The organism is Streptomyces sp. NPDC054842 (assembly GCF_053611025.1).
The window spans coordinates 40,857-56,155 of sequence record NZ_JBSGZN010000028.1; the positions used below are offsets into that span (position 1 = coordinate 40,857).

A 15,299-nucleotide genomic window follows, 5' to 3' on the forward strand; every position below is an offset into this window, starting at 1 on the left:
GCGGCGCCCGGGAGCGGCTCCGAGGCCCGGCCCGTGGCGGAACCGGCGGCCCCCATGGACACCATGTCCGTCGTCGTGCGGCAGTGGCAGGCCGTGCACCCCGGCATCGACACCGGGCCCATGGAACTCATCGGCCGCATCAACCGCAGCGCGGCCCTCCTCCAGCAGGCGGAGGACGCCCCGCTGCGCCGCGCCGGACTGACCCGTCCCGAGTTCGACGTCCTCGGCACGCTGCGGCGCACCGGCCACGAGCTGACCCCGAGCGAGATCGCACGCGAGACCTTCTCCTCCGGCGCCGCCGTCACCAAACGGCTCAAGCAGCTCACCGAGCGCGGGCTGGTCGAGCGCCGCGGCGACACCCGCGACCGTCGGGTCGCGCACGTCCGGCTGACCGACGAGGGACGCGATCTGGTGGACGCCGTCCTGCCCGATCAGCTCGCGTACGAGACGACGGTCCTCTCCGGGATCGACCTCGCCCGTCAGCGCGAACTCGCTCTGCTGCTCGGTGACTTGCTCGGCCAGCTGGAAGGCCGGCTGGGACGGCCGCGGGTCTGAGCCCGCCGCCTTGTCCGCCGGCCGTGTCCGGCGGCGGCCCCGCGCGGGGCGGCGACCGGGCGGGACGCGGCCGGGGCACCCGCCGCTCCGGGCCGGGCCGCCGGAGGCGCCGCCGGTCAGATGCCCGGGCGGTACCGCAGCGGGTGGTCCGCGGGGATCTCCACCAGCACGATCTCGGTGCCGTCGGGATCGGCGATCCACATCTCGATCAGCCCCCAGGGCTCCTTCACCGGCGGACGCACGATGTCGACGCCCGCCACTCTCAGCTCCTCGTGCGCCGCTGCCGCGTCCGCCACCTGGAGCCACAGCTTGAGCGCGGGGGAGGGCGGGACCTCGGAGCGGCCCGCGACCTCCAGGAAGCCGCCGCCGAGGAAGTACACCGTGCCCCGTTCGGGACCGGTCCCGAACTCACGGTGGACGGCGAGGCCCAGCTGCTCGCCGTAGAAGCGACGGGAACGCTCGGGATCGGTGGGACGCAGGAGGGTCCGGCTGCTCAGCACATGCACCATGCGTCCGAGCCTAGGCCGTCTCCGCGGAGTCCCGGCCGGGGTCGGTCGGCCACGTACACCCCGTCGGCCCGGTCCGGGCGAGCGTTACCCTCTTCGGTGCCCGAGCCGCCACCGATCGGAGAACCGCTCCATGGACACCCCTGCCGCCGGCCTGACCTTCCGCGACGCCACCGACGCCGATGTCGACGCCCTGGTCGTGCTGATCGAGTCCGCCTACCGCGGGGAGAGCAGCAGGACCGGCTGGACCACCGAGGCGGACATCCTGGACGGGCAGCGGACCGACCCCGATGGCGTGCTCGCGGTGATCAAGTCGCCGGACAGCCGCCTGCTGACGGTCGAGCGGGACGGCGTCGTCGTCGCCTGCTGCCAGCTCGAACACCGCGGTGAGCACGCCTACTTCGGGATGTTCGCGGTGAGCCCGGCCCTGCAGGGCGCCGGTCTCGGCAAGGTGATCATCGCCGAGGCCGAGCGGTACGCGCGCGAGGTCTGGGGCGCGAAGGAGATGCACATGACCGTGATCTCGGTGCGCGACGACCTCATCGCCTGGTACGAGCGGCGCGGCTACCGCCGTACGGGAAGGACGACGCCCTTCCCGTACGGCGACGAGCGCTTCGGCGTCCCGCGCCGGGACGACCTGGAGTTCGAACTGCTGGTCAAGCCGCTGGTGTGAGGTTCACGCGCGGCGGGGGTGCGGGTCGGGGCGCCGCAGTGACGTTCATGCGGTGAAGCGGCCAGTCCGCTTGATCTCCGGGTAGTCGGTCGTCGCGCCGTCCAGCCCCAGGGCCCGCACCAGCCGCAGGTGGTCCTGGGTGTTGACCACCCAGCCGATGATCCGCAGGTCCGCCTTGCGGGCGCGCTCGACGATCTCCAGGGTCAGCCGCCGGATGTTGAGCACCAGGGTGGCCGCGCCGACGGCGGTGGCGCGGTCCACGACGTCGACGCCGTACCGGCTGGCGACCAGGGCGGTCCGTACGCCCGGGACGAGCCGGGCGACCTCGGCGATCGCCTCGTCGTGGAAGGACAGGACCTCCACGCGTCCGACGAGGTCCCGGCGGTGCATGACCTCCGCCAGCGCCCGCGCCGCCGCCACGTCCTTGATCTCCGCCTGGAGGGGCGACCGGACGGCGTCCAGCACCTCCTCGAAGACGGGGACGCGCTCGCCCCGGCCCGCGTCCAGCGCGCGCAGCTCGGCGAGCGTCTTCTCGGCGATCGGCCCGGTGCCGTCCGTCGTACGGTCCACGTCGGCGTCGTGCATGACGACGAGGGCGCCGTCCTTGCTCAGATGGAGATCGAGTTCGATCAGGTCGAGGCCCGCTTGCTGGGCGGCGACGAAGGAACGCAGGGTGTTCTCGGGTTCGACGCCCATCACTCCGCGATGTCCGATGGTGAGGAAGTTCAAGATTCGACTCGCTTCCGTCGACGGCGGCTCGGCTCCGGCGTGGAGTCCGACGGGCGTCCACGCGGCAAGGCCGCAGCCTAACGGCCCCGCCGTGCGATGTACCCGCTCCTACGCCGGGCAATGGGCGCCTTCGGCCAGGGGCGCCCGCGCCGGGGGCGCCGGGGCGGGTCACCCCCCGGTGGGCGAGTCCCGCGCCGGTTGACCGTACCGGCCGCCCCGGCCCCCTCCCGGTCGTGACGGTCGGTCACGGGGCGGGCGTGGCTGTCTGGTTCACGCCCTCGGAGCCGGAGGGCCCCCGTCGCCAGCGGACCCGGGTATGGAGCGGAAGTCGTCGCCCATCCCGTGTCTGACAGGAAAAAAGGCGGTGAAGACCGGGGTGGCGCAGGATAATTTGCCGAGACTCCACTTGTAAGAAGGAACGCCGGGCGCATACGGTGTCCATACGCGAGGTTCTCCCGTGGAGGATGGGTCATGACGGAAATTCTTGTGCAGGTGGGTACGGAGGAAACGATTCCTCCCCTGGCCAGGGTGGTGGAGCACCCGGCTTGGCCTGTGCTCAAGGATGCCGTGGAGCAGATACGGCCGTGGCAGTCCAAGGACGGCTCGATCGACTTCGAGGCCGAGGGTGCCCCCGAGGCGTCCGACGCCGAGCTGGCCGTGCGCCGGGTCATCGACGCCGTGGAGCAGCTCGCCCCGCTGCTGCCGCACGACGCGGCCTACCACGAGGCCCTGGTGAAGGACCTGCGGCGCTGGGCCGAGGGCGGCTTCCAGGTGCCCGACTTCCTCGACTCGCTGCTGGCCTTCCAGCCCGCCGCGCACCGCGAGGACGGCCTCCAGCACCTCGTGCTCTTCCCCATGTACACGCAGAACGGCAACCCGGACCGCAACTTCGAGGCGGTCGTGCTGCGCATGGTCTGGCCCGACTGGCTGGCCGAGCTGGAGCGCACCCGGTACGACAACCCGCTGTTCTGCGGCATCACCTTCGAGGACTTCACCGCGGGGTACGACACCAACTCCGCCGTCCTCTTCCCCGAGACCATCGCCGTGCGCGAGGCCCCCGAGCGCTTCACCTGGGGCGGCATCTTCTGCGACCGCGAGGCCGCCCGCTTCCGCGCCGTGACCGACGCCGCGGTCGGCATCCTGGGCCTGGAGCTGCCCGAGGACATCGCCGCCATGGTCCACGACCAGAAGCGCTGCGAGGAGGCCTTCGTCCTGTGGGACATGGTCCACGACCGCACCCACAGCCACGGCGACCTGCCGTTCGACCCCTTCATGATCAAGCAGCGCCAGCCGTTCTGGATGTACGGCCTGGAGGAGCTGCGCTGCGACCTCACCGCCTTCAAGGAGGCCGTGAAGCTGGAGGCCGACGGCGTCCCGCAGGCCCGCGACGTGCAGTACGCGGTCCTCTTCGACCGCATGTTCCGCTTCCCGGTCACCGGCGAGCGCGTGCGCAACTACGACGGCCTCGGCGGTCAGCTGCTCTTCGCCTACCTGCACAAGCACGACGTCGTCCGCTGGACCGACAACAAGCTGCACATCGACTGGCAGCGCGCCCCGCAGGTCACCAACCAGCTCTGCGGCGAGATCGAGGACCTCTACCGGGCCGGCATCGACCGCCCGAAGCTGGTCCACTGGTTCGCCGCCTATGACCTGGTCTCCGAGTACCTCGCCCCGCACCCCGGCTCGCGCTGGGCCAAGGGCCCCGACGCGCTCGACCTCGGCCTGCCGCCGCGCAAGCTGGTCGACGACGTGCTTCCGGACGAGTTTCCGCTGAGCATGTTCTACGAGGCGCTTGCGAAGAAGCTGAAGAACGTGATCGCCTCCACCAAGGGCATCACCGCGGAGAACGCCGAGCGGATCGCCGCGTGAGCGCCCGCGCAGAGGACGCTCAGGAGGCGAAGACGATGGCTCAGGGGAACGGCAACGGAGCACTCGCGGGCGCGGTGATCGCGGTGGCGGGTGCCGCGGGACCGGCGGGCCGGGCCGCGCTGCTGCGGCTCGCCGAAGCCGGCGCGGTCGTCGTCGGCTCGGACGCGGACCCGCAGCGGCTTGCCGAAGCCGTGGACGCGGCCCGCTACGCCCACGGCGGTGCCACCGTCGTCGGCGACACGGTCGACCTGCTCGACCCGCAGGCGACCCGTGACTGGGCCGACCACATCGAGAAGGACTACGGCCGGGTCGACGGCCTGGTCCACCTGGTCGGCGGCTGGCGCGGCAGCGCCTCCTTCACCCAGACCGACCTCGCGGACTGGGACCTGCTGGAGAAGCTGCTGATCCGCACGGTCCAGCACACCTCGCTCGCCTTCCACGACGCGCTCCAGCGCAGCGAGCGCGGACGGTACCTGCTCATCAGTGCCGCCGGTGCCACCAAGCCCACCGCGGGCAACGCGGCGTACTCCGCCTCGAAGGCCGCCGCCGAGGCCTGGACGCTGGCCATGGCCGACTCCTTCCGCAAGGCCGGGGGCGAGGACGGCCCGCGTGCCGCGGCTGCGATCCTGGTGGTGAAGGCACTGGTGCACGACGCGATGCGCGCCGAGCGCCCCAACGCGAAGTTCGCGGGCTTCACCGACGTCACGGACCTGGCCGAGGCCATCGCCGGCGTCTGGGAGAGGCCCGCCGGTGAAGTGAACGGAAACCGTCTGTGGCTGACCGAGAAGCCGTGAACCCTCCGAAGACCGACGCCCGGCGTCACCACGACCCGGCCGTCCGCGGCTTCGCCAGCGACAACTACGCGGGGGCCCACCCCGAGGTGCTCGCCGCCCTGGCCCTGGCCAACGGCGGGCACCAAGTCGCGTACGGCGAGGACGACTACACGGCCAACCTGCAGCGGATCATCCGCAGCCACTTCGGGGCCGGTGCGGAGGCGTTCCCGGTGTTCAACGGCACGGGCGCCAACGTGGTGGCGCTCCAGGCCGTCACCGACCGCTGGGGCGCGGTGATCTGCGCCGAGAGCGCGCACATCAACGTGGACGAGGGCGGCGCCCCCGAGCGCATGGGCGGTCTGAAGCTGCTCACCGTGCCCACGCCCGACGGCAAGCTCACCCCCGAGCTGATCGACCGGCAGGCGTACGGCTGGGACGACGAGCACCGTGCGATGCCGCAGGTCGTCTCGATCACCCAGAACACCGAGCTGGGCACCCTCTACACACCCGACGAGATCCGCGCGATCTGCGAGCACGCCCACGCCCACGGGATGCGGGTCCACCTCGACGGCGCCCGGATAGCCAACGCGGCCGCCGCGCTGGACGTCCCGATGCGGACGTTCACCAACGCGGCCGGCGTCGACATCCTCTCCCTGGGCGGCACGAAGAACGGCGCGCTGTTCGGCGAGGCCGTCGTCGTCCTCAACCACGACGCCGTCCGCCGCATGAAGCACCTGCGCAAGCTGTCGATGCAGCTCGCCTCCAAGATGCGCTTCGTGTCGGTGCAGTTGGAGGCGCTGCTCGCCAAGGACCTGTGGCTGCGCAACGCCCGGCACGCCAACGAGATGGCGCAGCGGCTCGCCGAGGGCGTCCGTGCCGTGCACGGCGTGGAGATCCTCCATCCCGTGCAGGCCAACGCCGTCTTCGCGCGGCTGCCGCACGACGTCAGCGAGCGGCTCCAGAAGCGCTACCGCTTCTACTTCTGGGACGAGGCCGCGGGCGACGTCCGCTGGATGTGCGCCTTCGACACGACGGAGGACGACGTGGACGGCTTCGTGGCGGCGCTCAAGGAAGAGATGGCCCGCTAGCGGAGACGCCCCCAAGAATGCATAGCTATACGGTTGACCGAAAAGTCATTGACTGACGGTCGGCCGTATTCCTATGCTCTGCGGCCATGGAGCTGATCCAGGAAACCTCTGACCTGTCCGCGTACTTGGCCGCCGACGAGGTCATCGACCACCATCATCCGCTGGTGCGCGAGACGGCCGCACGCCTCGCCCGCGACGCGGCGGACTCGTATGACTATGCGCGGTCCGCCTATGAATTCGTGCGCGACGGCATTCCGCACTCCCAGGACTCCGGCGATCCGCGTGTCACCTGGCGGGCCTCCGAGGTGCTGGAGCTGCGTACCGGCATCTGTCACGCCAAGGCGCACGCGCTGACCGCGCTGCTGCGCGCCGAGGACATCCCCGCGGCGCTCTGCTACCAGAAACTGCTGCACGACGACGGCGGGCACGTGGTGCACGGCCTCGTCGCCGTCCGGTTCCACGGGACCTGGCACCGCCAGGACTGCCGGGGCAACAAGCCGGGAGTGGACGCGCGGTTCTCCCTCGACGGCGAGAGGCTTGCCTGGATCCCGGACCCGGAGTCCAATGAGGTGGACTACCCGGTACTGTACGCTGGACCGCATCCGGCGGTGCTGGCGGCCCTGCGGGGTGCCGCGGACCGCCCGCACCTGTGGAAGACGCTTCCCACCGCACTCTGACGCAAGGCACACCATGACTCTCACGCTCACCGTGTCCGACGAGGTCCGCGCGCTCGCGCCCGGTTTCACCCACGTGGCGATCGAGGCGGAGGGGCTCGTCAACGGGCCCAGCACGGAGGGGAGTTCGGCGCTGCTCGACGACGCGGCCCGCCGTCTCGCCGGACGTCTGGACGGTCGCGCCCCGCACGAGGACCCGCACATGGCGGCCTGGCGTGAGACGTACACGGCGTTCGGCTCCAAGCCGTCCCGCACGCGCAACTCGGCCGAGGCGCTGGCCAAGAGGGCCCTGTCGGACGCGGGGCTGCCCCGGATCAACCTGCTCGTCGACGTCTACAACGCGATCAGCGTCGCCCACCTGATCCCGGTCGGCGGTGAGGACGCCGACCTGATCGAGGGCGGGATGCGGCTCGTCCGCGCCACGGGCGACGAGGACTTCGTGACCGTCGCGGGAGGGGAGGAGGCGATCGAGCACCCGGACGCGGGCGAGGTGGTGTGGCGCGACGACGCGGGCGTGACCTGCCGGCGCTGGAACTGGCGCCAGGGGCCCCGGACCCGGCTCACCGAACGGTCGGCCTCCGCGGTCTTCCTGCTGGAGAGCCTGGCACCGATGCCCGTGGCCGACGTCGAGCGCGCCGGAGCCGAACTCGCCGGACTGCTCGAGAAGTTCAGCCCCGGGGCGCGGATCACGGTCCACGCCCCGGCCTGAGCGGGGTCAGCGCGTCTCGGCCGCGCGCACCTCTTCGGGGGTCGGTGCCGTGCCGCCGAGATGTGCGGGCATCCACCAGGTGTCGTCCGGCCCCTTGGGGCGTACGGGATAGGCGCGCTGCGCGGCTTCCAGGAGCTCCTGGACCCGGTCGCGCAGCCGGCGTGTGATCGCCCCCGCGTACTGGTCGCTCGGAGCCTCGACCGGCTCGCCGACGCGGATCGTGATCGGGATGTGGCTCCGCTTGAAGTTGCGCGGGTGCCCCTTGGTCCACAGGCGCTGGGTGCCCCACAGCGCCATCGGGATCAGCGGGACGCCGGCCTCCTGAGCCAGGCGCGCGGCACCCGACTTGAAGCTCTTCAGCGTGAACGAGGGGGAGATGGTGGCCTCGGGGAAGACGCCCACGATCTCACCGGAGCGCAGCGAGTCCAGCGCGTGCGAGTACGCCTGCTCGCCCTGCTTGCGGTCGACCGGGATGTGCTTCATGCCCCGCATGAGAGGGCCGGAGATCTTGTGCCGGAACACCGACTCCTTCGCCATGAAGCGGACCAGGCGCTTCTGCGGGAGCGCGGCCATGCCGTCGAAGATGAAGTCGAGATAGCTGATGTGATTGCTCACCAGCACGGCGCCGCCCGAGCGCGGAATGTTCTCCGATCCCTTGCAGTCGATTTTGAGGTCCCAGGCCTTGAACAGCGTGAGGGCGAGACCGACGACGGGACGGTAGACAAGCTCTGCCATGGACGGGGTGGACCCTTCTCTCTGCCTGGGAAAGGGTTCCCGGCGGGAAAGTTACGCAGCCGTAGGTTTACGGCATTGCGCAGATCGTGCCCCAAGAACGGACGGGGGGCCAGTCCTGGTGCCGGAGAACCGCGAGATCCTCGTCACGTCGACCCGTGATCGACCTCGGCGTTTTCCCCGGCCTTTACTCCGCACGCACCGTCAGACGGCGCAGCAGCACGTACATCTCGCATCCCAGGCAGTACCCGAAAGCGGCGTTGAGGAACGCGGCGGCGAGCGCGGCCGCCGTCGCCGCGGTCCCCAGCCACTGCGGCCCCACCGCGTAACCGACCAGGCCCAGCACGGCGAACGCGAGGCCGACGACCTGCGCGAAGCGCGGCGGCTCCGGCGGTTCGAACTCCGTAGGCGGCCCGATCCGGGGGCGTACGACCGCGCGGAACAGCCATCCGTACGGCGAGCGTCCGACGCCGCCGGCCGCGCCGAGCGCGAAGGCCAGCGTCTGCCAGGCCAGCAGCCAGGCGCTGCCGGTGATCAGCACGGCCGCCAGCACGAGGGTCGTCAGAGCCGCCCCGAACCGGGGTCCCCTCACATCGATGTCCATGAATCAAGCATTCCGCATGGGGCACGATTCGTGGCGGCGGGAATCTTTGCGGTCTCGTGAACGCTGCCGCCATGGATGACCGGACTCGTGGTGTGCGTGGCGGTGCTCGCGGTGGCGAGCGCCTACGGAGTGCTGCATCGGCGGCGGAGCGGGAGAGTCAGAGTGCGCGGGCGTGACGGCGGGAAGCGGCTCGGCGCCGCCGAGTTGGGGCAGGACCTCGGCGAACGGGCCACCCTGGTCCAGTTCTCCAGCGCCTTCTGCGCCCCCTGCCGGGCGACCCGCCGGGTGCTCGCCGAGGTGGCAGGACTGGTGCCCGGCGTGTCCCACGTCGAGATCGACGCCGAGGACCGCCTCGAACTCGTGCGGCGGCTCGACATCCTCAAGACGCCCACGGTCCTCGTGCTCGACGCGGACGGCCATGTCGTGCGCCGGGCCACCGGACAGCCCCGCAAGGCGGACGTCATCGCCGCGCTCGGCGAGGCCGTCTGACCCGCGGTGATCTTCGTGAGGGATCTCCCAGTCGGCGGGACGCACTTGACTGCGCCCGCCACCTATCGTCAGCCTGACCGTATGCTCCGGGAACTCCTTCTCTTCGCGCGTGTCCACGTGGACCTGGCCCGCACCGCGAGTGCGCGCTGTCCGGGCTGTTGAACACCCACGGACCCGCCCCCGACCCCGGCCTCGCCGCGACGGGGGGACTGCCACGTCACCTCGCGAAGAAGGACCACCCGATGACGGCCACGCCCGGTTCCGGCACCGCCCAGCTCGCCTCTCCCGACCTCCTGCGCTCCGTGTTCCGGCAGCACGCGGCGGGTGTCGCCGTGATCACCGCCCGGGGCGACCGCGGCCCCGTCGGGTTCACGGCCACCTCGCTCACCTCCGTCTCCGCCGAGCCCCCGCTCGTCTCCTTCGGCATCGGCACCGGCGCCTCCAGCTGGCCCGCCGTGTCCGAGGCGGACCACGTGGGCGTGCACATACTCGGCGAGCACCAGCAGGACCTGGCGGGCACCTTCGCCCGCAGCGGCGCCGACCGTTTCGGGGCGCCCACCCGCTGGCGCGAGGGACCCGAGGGCGTGCCGCTGCTCGACGGCGTGCTGGCCTGGCTGGTCTGCCGGGTCGTGGCGCGCGTGCCGGCCGGGGACCACCGCATCGTCCTCGCCGAGGTCTCCCTCGGCGACCCCTCGGGAGCGGGCCGTCCGCTGCTCTACCACCAGGGGCGTTTCCACGGTCTGCGCGACTGACGGACGCCCGCCGGCACCGGATGTGTGGCCGATGCCACAGGCGCGGCGGTTGATTACGCAGCGTTGTCAAGGTCACAGTTCAAAGCGCTTGCTTAGTGGGCAGGCGATAGGTGTACTGACGAGTAATATTTCGTTCGGAGCGCGGGTCGCCCCGACCGGGATCGGCCGCTTCAGGCGCCTATGCTGCCTGCAAGAAGGCAGCCCAGAAATGACGATGCAGTAGGAGAGCCGGCGTGAGCTTGAGGATCGTTGTCACTGTGAAGTACGTGCCCGACGCCACTGGCGACCGGCACTTCTCCGATGACCTGACGGTGGACCGCGACGACGTGGACGGTCTGCTCTCGGAGCTCGACGAGTACGCGGTGGAGCAGGCGCTGCAGATCGCCGAGAACGCCGACGACGCCGAGATCACCGTGCTGACCATCGGCCCCGAGGACGCCAAGGACGCGCTGCGCAAGGCGCTGTCGATGGGCGCCGACAAGGCCATCCACGTCGAGGACGACGACCTGCACGGCACCGACGCCATCGGCACCTCGCTGGTGCTGGCGAAGGCGATCGAGAAGGCCGGCTTCGACCTCGTTGTCTCCGGCATGGCCTCCACCGACGGCACGATGGGCGTGGTCCCCGCGCTGCTCGCCGAGCGCCTGGGTGTCCCGCAGGTCACGCTGCTGTCCGAGGTCTCCGTCGAGGACGGCGTCGTGAAGGGCCGCCGTGACGGCGATGCCGCCTCCGAGCAGCTGGAGGCCTCGCTTCCCGCGGTCGTGTCGGTCACCGACCAGTCCGGTGAGGCGCGTTACCCCTCCTTCAAGGGCATCATGGCCGCCAAGAAGAAGCCGGTGGAGTCCTGGGACCTGGAGGACCTGGAGATCGAGGCCGACGAGGTCGGTCTCGAGGGTTCCTGGACCAAGGTCGACTCCGCTGCCGAGCGTCCGGCGCGCACCGCCGGCACGATCGTCAAGGACGAGGGCGAGGGCGGCAAGCAGCTGGCCGAGTTCCTCGCGGGCCAGAAGTTCATCTAGCCCGCCAGATTCGCCCGGGGTCCGGTCCGCCGCACCCCACCGCCCCCTCATACTTCGTAAGCAGGAGAGAAGAAGTCCCATGGCTGAAGTTCTCGTCTACGTCGACCACGTGGACGGCGCCGTCCGCAAGCCCACCCTGGAGCTGCTGACGCTGGCCCGCCGTATCGGCGAGCCCGTCGCCGTCGCCCTCGGCACCGGTGCCGACAACACCGCCGCCGCGCTCGCCGAGCACGGCGCGGTCAAGGTCCTCACCGCCGACGCCTCCGAGTTCGCCGACTACCTGGTCGTGCCGAAGGTGGACGCCCTCCAGGCCGCGTACGAGGCCGTGTCCCCGGCCGCCGTGCTGCTGCCCTCCTCCGCCGAGGCGAAGGAGATCGCGGCCCGTCTCGCGGTCCGCATCGGCTCCGGCATCATCACCGACGCCGTCGACCTCGAGGCCGGCGACGAGGGCCCGGTGGCCACGCAGTCCGCGTTCGCCGCCTCCTTCACCACCAAGTCCCGCGTCTCCAAGGGCACTCCGGTCATCACGGTCAAGCCGAACTCGGCTCCCGTGGAGGCCGCCCCGGCCGCGGGCACCGTCGAGGCCCTGACGGTCTCCTTCTCCGAGAAGGCCACCGGCACCAAGGTCACCTCGCGCACCCCGCGCGAGTCGACCGGCCGCCCGGAGCTGACCGAGGCCGCGATCGTGGTCTCCGGCGGCCGCGGCGTCAACGGCGCCGAGAACTTCTCGATCATCGAGACCCTCGCCGACTCCCTCGGTGCCGCCGTGGGCGCCTCACGCGCCGCGGTCGACGCCGGCTGGTACCCGCACTCCAACCAGGTCGGGCAGACCGGCAAGTCCGTGTCGCCGCAGCTGTACATCGCCTCCGGCATCTCCGGCGCGATCCAGCACCGCGCCGGCATGCAGACCTCGAAGACCATCGTGGCCATCAACAAGGACGCCGAGGCCCCGATCTTCGACCTGGTCGACTACGGCGTGGTCGGCGACCTCTTCGACGTCGTCCCCCAGCTCACCGAGGAGATCAACACCCGCAAGGGCTGATCCTCCTTCCGGAAGCCCGGCCCGCGAGGGCAGCGCCTCCCACCTCCTGCCGGGGCCGCGTGGTGATCTTCACCGCGCGGCCCCGACCGGTTCCGGGGGACCATTGACGCAGATCGAGACCGCCTATTACCTTCGCTATACGGATTGTTGATTCCGTGTAGCGGAAAACAGGAGGGTGTGGGATGGGTCAGGGCCAGCAGGAGAAGGTGGCGACGAGCCTCGCGGGCGCCGTCAGCGAGGAGATCAGCGCCTCACTCGCGCCGGTCGACGCGGAGCTGGAGCGCCGCTACCCGGGGGACCCCGGCACCCGCCAGCCCGTCCACACCGTCTACGTCCCCGGCGACGCCTTCGCCGCCGACACCCTCCGCACCTGGGGCGACCGCGCCCTCGCGGCCCTCGACGAACACGCCCCGGACGCCGCCTCCTTCGCGCGGGTCCTCGGCCTCCCCGACGACCTCGCCGAGCCGGTCTACGGCCGCGTACGGGCCAAGCTGGAGCGCGAGCCCATCGAAGACCTGCGCGTCGACTTCGAGGACGGCTACGGCCCGCGCCCCGACGCCGAGGAGGACGAGAGCGCCGCGCGCGCCGCCCGGCTGATCGCCGAGGCGTACCGGAACGGCACCGCCGCCCCGTACATGGGCATCCGCCTGAAGTGCATGGAGGCCCAGGTCCGCGACCGCGGCATCCGCACGCTCGACATCTTCCTGACCGGCCTGATGGAGGCCGGCGGGCTGCCCCACGGACTCGTCCTGACCCTGCCCAAGGTGACGTACCCGGAACAGGTCACCGCGATGGTCCGGCTCCTGGAGGAGTTCGAGAAGGCGCGCGGTCTGGAGGCCGGACGGATCGGCTTCGAGATCCAGATCGAGACCAGCCAGTCCATCCTCGCCACCGACGGCACCGCCACCGTCGCCCGCATGATCCAGGCCGCCGAGGGCCGCGCCACGGGACTGCACTACGGCACCTTCGACTACAGCGCCTGCCTCGGCGTGAGCGCCGCCTACCAGGCCGGCGACCACCCGGCCGCCGACCACGCCAAGGCGGTCATGCAGGTCGCCGCCGCGGGCACCGGGGTGCGCGTCTCGGACGGCTCCACGAACGTCCTGCCCGTCGGCCCGACCGCGAAGGTCCACGACGCCTGGCGCCTGCACTACGGCCTCACCCGCCGCGCCCTCGCCCGCGCCTACTACCAGGGCTGGGACATGCACCCGGGGCACATCCCGACCCGGTACGCGGCCGTGTTCGCCTTCTACCGCGAGGGCTTCGAGCAGGCCGCCGCCCGCCTCTCCCGCTACGCCAACCAGGCCGGCGGCGACGTCATGGACGAGCCCGCCACCGCGAAGGCGCTCAGCGGATACCTGCTGCGCGGCCTCGACTGCGGTGCCCTCGACGTCGCCGAGGTGGCCCGCCTCAGCGGTCTCACGCGGGCCGACCTGGAGGCCTTCGCGACGCCGCGCCGGGGCGACCTGACCGCCAGCGCCAAGTAGGGGGCCGTACGGCGCGTACGGCCCCCGCCCGGCCGGTGCGCCCGCGCACCGGCCGTTCACGGCGACGGCCCGCCTGCGTCGGGGGCTCAGACTCCGTTCCGTGAGCCCGCCCGCGGCCCGGCGGCTGAGCGCCGCGGGGCCCGCGGCGCGTGGTCGGTTGCTGGTCGCCGACATCGGGGCGATCAAGATCGCACGACATCGCCCCGCACCTGGGCATGACCAGAGGCGCGTTCTACGAACGGTGGCGCAGATCGGGGGCGACGGCCGCGCGGACGTCGGTGGGGGCCGCGTCCGGATGCGGGCGTACGGGACCGGCGCGCCGCTCCCGGGACTGCCGGCCGGTGTCGGCGGCGCTCGGTGAACCGTCAGGCGGACGGCGGCAGTTCGCCCGAACCCCGGGTGATCAGCCGGGTGGGCAGCTCGATGCGCTCGGGGGTGACGAGGTTGCCGTCCAGCTGGCGGAAGAGGCGCTCGGCGGCGGTGCGGCCGAGGGCGGCGGCGTCCTGCGCGACGACCGTCACGCCGGGCTGGAGGAGGTCGGCGAGCTCGATGTCGTCGAAACCGACGAGGGCGACGGGCCTGCCGCGCTCGGCGATGACACGGACGACGGTGACGGTCACGCGGTTGTTGCCCGCGAACACGGCGGTGACGGGGGAGGAGCCGGACAGCATGTCCTCGGCCGCGCGGCGCACCCGCTCGGGGTCGGTGACACCTAGGGACATCCAGGCGTCCTCCACCGGTATGCCGGCTTCCTCCATCGCGGTCCGGTAGCCGCGCAGACGCTCGGCGGCGGTGTGGATGCGGGGCATGTCGCCGATGAAGCCGATCCGCCGGTGGCCGTGGGCGATGAGGTGGGCCACGCCGTCGCGCGCCCCGCCGAAGCTGTCCGACAGTACGACGTCGGCGTCGATCCTGCCCGCCGGCCGGTCCACGAAGACCGTGGCGACGCCCGCCTTGATCTCCGGCTCCAGGTACCGGTGGTCGTCACCGGCCGGGATGACGACCAGCCCGTCGACCCGGCGGGCGCACAGGGCGAGCACCAGCTCCTGCTCGCGGTCCGGGTCCTCCGCGCTCGACCCGTTGATGAGCAGGGCGCCGTGCGCACGGGCGACCTCCTCGACCGCGCGGCTCAGGGGGCCGTAGAACGGGTCGGCGAGGTCCTCCAGGACGAGACCGATGCTCGCGGTGCGGCCCTTGCGCAGCACCCGCGCGCTGTCGTTGCGGCGGAAGCCAAGCGCCTCGATGGCCTCCTGGACCCGGCGCTCGGTGTCCGGGGTGACGCCCGGTTCGCCGTTGACGACGCGGGAGACCGTCTTGAGGCCCACACCGGCCCGCGCCGCCACGTCCTTCATGGTGGGACGATTGCCGTAGCGGGTCTCGGATCGGCGGGCGGTCTCGGCCACGATGTGCTGTCCTGTCCTGTCGTCCACGGGGATGCGTAGGTCCATGGGGTTGTATGAGGATGTGGCGTCGAGCATAGAGCCTGGACAACGTTGTCAGATGCGGGAGACACTGTCCATCGCAATCTCCGGTCCGGCTTCCCACCAGGGGAGCGTCGTCCTGCCGGCCTCCGGCCGGGGATCCGGGCCCGCCGCGGC

17 protein-coding genes are annotated in these 15,299 nt (G+C 71.6%); 12 read left to right on the plus strand and 5 right to left on the minus strand.

Annotated elements, in window-relative coordinates; all coding sequences use genetic code 11:
• Nucleotides 1-54 precede the first annotated feature (54 nt).
• Nucleotides 55-555 carry a MarR family winged helix-turn-helix transcriptional regulator gene (locus ACWGIS_RS22145; RefSeq protein ID WP_453364233.1) on the plus strand — a complete coding sequence of 167 codons (501 nt, stop codon included), beginning with the start codon at nt 55-57 and terminating at the stop codon, nt 553-555.
• Between the two features lie 116 nt (nt 556-671).
• Here ACWGIS_RS22145 and ACWGIS_RS22150 read toward each other — a convergent pair whose 3' ends face one another.
• Nucleotides 672-1,064 (minus strand): VOC family protein, encoded by a 393-nt coding sequence (locus ACWGIS_RS22150; protein WP_453364167.1) that lies wholly within the window; start codon nt 1,062-1,064, stop codon nt 672-674.
• Nucleotides 1,065-1,194: 130 nt separating this feature from the next.
• Between ACWGIS_RS22150 and ACWGIS_RS22155 the strand changes: the two genes are divergently transcribed.
• A complete protein-coding gene (locus ACWGIS_RS22155; protein ID WP_453364168.1) occupies nt 1,195-1,734 on the plus strand; it encodes a GNAT family N-acetyltransferase in 540 nt (179 codons plus the stop codon).
• 45 nt (nt 1,735-1,779) lie between these two features.
• Here the strand turns inward: ACWGIS_RS22155 and ACWGIS_RS22160 are convergent, their stop codons facing one another.
• Nucleotides 1,780-2,463, minus strand: a complete 684-nt coding sequence (locus ACWGIS_RS22160; RefSeq protein ID WP_453364169.1) for a glycerophosphodiester phosphodiesterase — start codon at nt 2,461-2,463, stop codon at nt 1,780-1,782.
• Between the two features lie 471 nt (nt 2,464-2,934).
• Between ACWGIS_RS22160 and ACWGIS_RS22165 the strand changes: the two genes are divergently transcribed.
• The 5 genes from ACWGIS_RS22165 (at nt 2,935) to ACWGIS_RS22185 (ending at nt 7,576) form a co-directional block, all read left to right on the plus strand.
• A complete protein-coding gene (locus ACWGIS_RS22165) occupies nt 2,935-4,332 on the plus strand; it encodes a DUF6421 family protein (RefSeq protein ID WP_453364170.1) in 1,398 nt (465 codons plus the stop codon).
• Nucleotides 4,333-4,367: 35 nt separating this feature from the next.
• Nucleotides 4,368-5,126 (plus strand): SDR family NAD(P)-dependent oxidoreductase, encoded by a 759-nt coding sequence (locus ACWGIS_RS22170; protein WP_453364234.1) that lies wholly within the window; start codon nt 4,368-4,370, stop codon nt 5,124-5,126.
• Complete coding sequence (locus ACWGIS_RS22175) at nt 5,123-6,193, plus strand: threonine aldolase family protein (RefSeq protein WP_453364171.1); 1,071 nt, start codon at nt 5,123-5,125, stop codon at nt 6,191-6,193. The genes ACWGIS_RS22170 and ACWGIS_RS22175 overlap by 4 nt, the downstream gene beginning before the upstream one ends.
• A gap of 86 nt (nt 6,194-6,279) precedes the next feature.
• Nucleotides 6,280-6,870: a transglutaminase-like domain-containing protein gene (locus ACWGIS_RS22180; RefSeq protein WP_453364172.1), complete on the plus strand. Its 591-nt coding sequence runs from the start codon at nt 6,280-6,282 to the stop codon at nt 6,868-6,870.
• A gap of 13 nt (nt 6,871-6,883) precedes the next feature.
• Nucleotides 6,884-7,576, plus strand: a complete 693-nt coding sequence (locus ACWGIS_RS22185) for a B3/B4 domain-containing protein (protein WP_453364173.1) — start codon at nt 6,884-6,886, stop codon at nt 7,574-7,576.
• 6 nt (nt 7,577-7,582) lie between these two features.
• Here ACWGIS_RS22185 and ACWGIS_RS22190 read toward each other — a convergent pair whose 3' ends face one another.
• Together ACWGIS_RS22190 and ACWGIS_RS22195 are read right to left on the minus strand one after the other, a co-directional pair.
• Nucleotides 7,583-8,311 carry a lysophospholipid acyltransferase family protein gene (locus ACWGIS_RS22190; protein ID WP_453364174.1) on the minus strand — a complete coding sequence of 243 codons (729 nt, stop codon included), beginning with the start codon at nt 8,309-8,311 and terminating at the stop codon, nt 7,583-7,585.
• A gap of 184 nt (nt 8,312-8,495) precedes the next feature.
• Nucleotides 8,496-8,912 (minus strand): DUF4395 domain-containing protein, encoded by a 417-nt coding sequence (locus ACWGIS_RS22195; protein WP_453364175.1) that lies wholly within the window; start codon nt 8,910-8,912, stop codon nt 8,496-8,498.
• Nucleotides 8,913-8,987: 75 nt separating this feature from the next.
• Here ACWGIS_RS22195 and ACWGIS_RS22200 point away from each other — a divergent pair, with 75 nt between their 5' ends.
• From ACWGIS_RS22200 to ACWGIS_RS22220, 5 genes are all read left to right on the plus strand, one after another.
• Nucleotides 8,988-9,401, plus strand: coding sequence for a TlpA family protein disulfide reductase (locus tag ACWGIS_RS22200; protein ID WP_453364176.1), 414 nt, complete (start codon nt 8,988-8,990; stop codon nt 9,399-9,401).
• Nucleotides 9,402-9,643: 242 nt separating this feature from the next.
• Nucleotides 9,644-10,153 (plus strand): flavin reductase family protein, encoded by a 510-nt coding sequence (locus ACWGIS_RS22205; RefSeq protein WP_453364177.1) that lies wholly within the window; start codon nt 9,644-9,646, stop codon nt 10,151-10,153.
• Between the two features lie 233 nt (nt 10,154-10,386).
• On the plus strand, nt 10,387-11,172 hold the full coding sequence (locus tag ACWGIS_RS22210; RefSeq protein WP_453364178.1) for an electron transfer flavoprotein subunit beta/FixA family protein: 786 nt from the start codon (nt 10,387-10,389) through the stop codon (nt 11,170-11,172).
• A gap of 79 nt (nt 11,173-11,251) precedes the next feature.
• Nucleotides 11,252-12,214 carry an electron transfer flavoprotein subunit alpha/FixB family protein gene (locus ACWGIS_RS22215; RefSeq protein WP_453364179.1) on the plus strand — a complete coding sequence of 321 codons (963 nt, stop codon included), beginning with the start codon at nt 11,252-11,254 and terminating at the stop codon, nt 12,212-12,214.
• 182 nt (nt 12,215-12,396) lie between these two features.
• Nucleotides 12,397-13,701 (plus strand): DUF6986 family protein, encoded by a 1,305-nt coding sequence (locus tag ACWGIS_RS22220; protein ID WP_453364180.1) that lies wholly within the window; start codon nt 12,397-12,399, stop codon nt 13,699-13,701.
• A 365-nt stretch (nt 13,702-14,066) separates the two neighbouring features.
• On the opposite strand, the gene ACWGIS_RS22225 is transcribed toward ACWGIS_RS22220, so the two are convergent.
• Complete coding sequence (locus ACWGIS_RS22225) at nt 14,067-15,149, minus strand: LacI family DNA-binding transcriptional regulator (RefSeq protein ID WP_453364181.1); 1,083 nt, start codon at nt 15,147-15,149, stop codon at nt 14,067-14,069.
• Nucleotides 15,150-15,299 lie beyond the last annotated feature (150 nt).